Genomic DNA, 2,696 nt, shown 5'->3' on the forward strand with positions numbered 1-2,696 from the left:
CAGACCCTCCTCGCGACATGGACCGGCGTCTGCCCCACCTGTCAACGCGGCATACCCACCCCAGCCCCGACCTGACCAAGCACTACTAGGGATCGCACAGAGAATGCAGTTTGCTGTCACATGATTTGACACCCAAGCTGAACTGGCTCTTTCCCGGTGCGTCAGGCCGCACCGCGGGCGCGTTCGAGGACGCGGTATATCGTCGCCCGGCTGACGTAGTACTGCTCGGCGAGGTCGGCGATGGTGTAGTCGCCGGTGGCGCGTTCCTTCAGAAGGTGGGCTTGCTGGCGGGCGTTCAGCTTGGGCTGCTTGCCCTTCAGCTTCCCCTTCGCCCTGGCTACGGCCATTCCCTCCCGGGTGCGCATACGCAGGAGGTCGACCTCGAACTCCGCGAAGGTGGCGAGGATGTTGAAGAAAATCTTGCCCATCGGGTCGGCCGGGTCATAGATCGATCCACCGAGGGACAGGCGGATGCCTCGGGCGACGAGGGAGTCGCCGATCTCGCGGGCGTCGGGCACGGAGCGGGCGAGGCGGTCGAGTTTGGGCACCACGAGGATGTCGCCGACGCGTACGGCAGCTAGGTGTATTGGCTCGCAGGGTTGTTGACACGGCTGATGGGTGGGTGTCCGCCCAGTGCGGTGTGGCAGCGGTGGTGGTTGTAGGTGTGGAGGAAGTCTGCCAGGGCCGCTGTTCGCTCTTCGTTTGAGGTGTAGGGCCGCTGGTAGGCCCATTCATCGAGCAAGGTGCGGTTGAAGCGTTCGACTTTGCCGATGCTCCTATAGCTGTCAAGGACGGTCAGGCAGCGGTCGCCAGAGCTTGTTGGGAGGGCAGCGGGACGGGGACGTGGGGGACGAGGATGCGGTAGATCTCGCGTGCGATGTGCCGTTTTAGGCACCGAATGGTCTCGGTCTTCGTCTTGCCTTCGGCTGTCCTGCGAGCGACGTAGACGCGTGTGCGTGGTTCCCAGGCCATGCGGGTGACCGTGATCATGTAGAGGGCATGGTTGGCTTGCCTGTCGCCTCCGCGGTTGAGGCGGTGGCGGCTGGTCTTGCCTGATGAAGCGGGGATGGGGGCGACTCCGCAGAGATGGGCGAACGCCGACTCTGACCGCAGCCGCTCGGGGTTGTCGCCGACGACGATGAGCAATGCCGCGACGGTCTCCGTGCCGAGTCCCTTGACTGCCATGAGCTCGGGTGCTGCCTGGCTGACGAGCCTGTGCATGTGGCGGTCGAGTTCTGTGATCGCGTCGTTGAACTGCTGGTAGCGCAGGGAGATGGACCTCGTTGACAGCTTGGTGACTGCGGTCAGCGTGTCCGGTTCGGCTCCAGTCCGCCAGCGCGTGACCGTGCGGATCAGTTCTGACCGGTGCAGCCCGCGCAGGCGCTCGCGGAGCGTGTCAGGAGCCGTCACGATCAGGGCTTTGAGCTGGTTGACGGCTTGGGTGCGGGCTTTCATTGCGCTGCGGCGGGCGACTCTCAGGGTGCGGATCATCTCGACAGCGCCGTCACCTGTCTTGGGTATCGCGGTAGCGGTGCCAGCCTGCACTGCTCGTGCGGCGGCCTCGGCGTCGACTTCGTCTGATTTCCCACGACGACGTCGTGTCTGGCGGTCGGGTCGGTTGACCTCGACGATGCGGTGGCCCCGCTGCCGCATCCATCGTGACAAACCGGCGCCGTAGCAACCGGTGCCTTCCAAGCCGATCTGCTCGATGGTGCCCATGCTTGTAGCCCAGGACTCCAGGGAGACGTATCCCTCTGGTGTCGACGGAATAGTCAGCGTGCCCATTCGGCGGCCGAGCTGATCGAGGGCGGCAGCGACGTGGACGTCCGCGTGGGTATCGACTCCGAGGGTCACGCTCGTGTTGGAAGTACTGGGCACCTGTCCTCCTGCCGATCATGGTGGCTGGAGCCGCACCGACGGAGCCCCCGGGGACACAACTGCGATGAGGCGCGTGAAGCCAGGCTCTTATCAGGTCACATCCGGCGGTTCCGCCAGTGCAGCCGCACGTGTTCTCCCAGCCAGCCGACACATCGGCAACAAGGCACGGACGGCCGGTTGGTCTGTGGGTCAGACCGGCCGGGAGAACACTCTGAGATCCTCGCCGTTGGTCTGCGGCCGGTAGGCGCGGGTCAGCTTTCCGGTGGCCCCGAGGTCGGCGAGGACGTTCTTCCAGGCGAGGCCCTTGCGGTAGGCCCAGGCGTTGTCCGTGAGGACCCGTTCAAGGCGTGTGATGCCGTGGCCGTGGAAGAACGCGGCCGCGCGGGCGAGGAAGCCCGCGCAGGTCGCGACCTTCTCGTCCGGGTGGATCTCGCTGTAGGCGAGGCGGGAGTGGTCGTCGACGGCGGAGTGGACGTAGTCGAAGCCCATGCCCGAGCGCGTCGCGCGGCCGGCTTGGCGGCCCAGGGCCTTGTGGCCACCGCCGTCGGGGATCCGGCCGAGCTTCTTCACGTCGACATGGATCAGCTCGCCGGGGTGGTCGCGTTCGTAGCGGCGGATCACCGTGCCGGTCGGCCGGTCGAGCCAGGACAGCCGGTTCAGCCGGTGTCGGGTCAGGATCCGGTGCACGGTCGAGGCTGGCAGGCCCAGGATCGGGCCGATCCTGGCAGGCCCGAGTTTGCGGGTCCGCCGCAGCTCGCAGACCTGTTCTTCCACCGCGGACGGAGTCCGGTGCGGGGTCGCGACGGGCCTGCTGGGCC

2 protein-coding genes and 2 pseudogenes are annotated in these 2,696 nt (G+C 66.5%); all 4 read right to left on the minus strand.

Annotated features, from left to right (window positions below):
* Positions 1-161 precede the first annotated feature (161 nt).
* The gene (locus ABZ532_RS31480; protein ID WP_361291403.1) at positions 162-548 is read right to left on the minus strand and encodes a recombinase family protein; all 387 of its coding nucleotides are present in this window, start codon (positions 546-548) and stop codon (positions 162-164) included.
* Positions 549-577: 29 nt separating this feature from the next.
* Positions 578-778, minus strand: a pseudogene (locus ABZ532_RS31485) (integrase core domain-containing protein); the annotation flags it as partial.
* A 17-nt stretch (positions 779-795) separates the two neighbouring features.
* Positions 796-1,878, minus strand: a complete 1,083-nt coding sequence (locus tag ABZ532_RS31490) for an IS110 family transposase (RefSeq protein ID WP_361291406.1) — start codon at positions 1,876-1,878, stop codon at positions 796-798.
* Between the two features lie 207 nt (positions 1,879-2,085).
* Positions 2,086-2,696 (minus strand): annotated as a pseudogene (locus ABZ532_RS31495) (DDE-type integrase/transposase/recombinase); the annotation flags it as partial.

Origin of the sequence: Streptomyces sp. NPDC019396 (genome assembly GCF_040632375.1) — a bacterium.
In the GTDB taxonomy this organism is placed as follows: Bacteria; Actinomycetota; Actinomycetes; order Streptomycetales; family Streptomycetaceae; genus Streptomyces.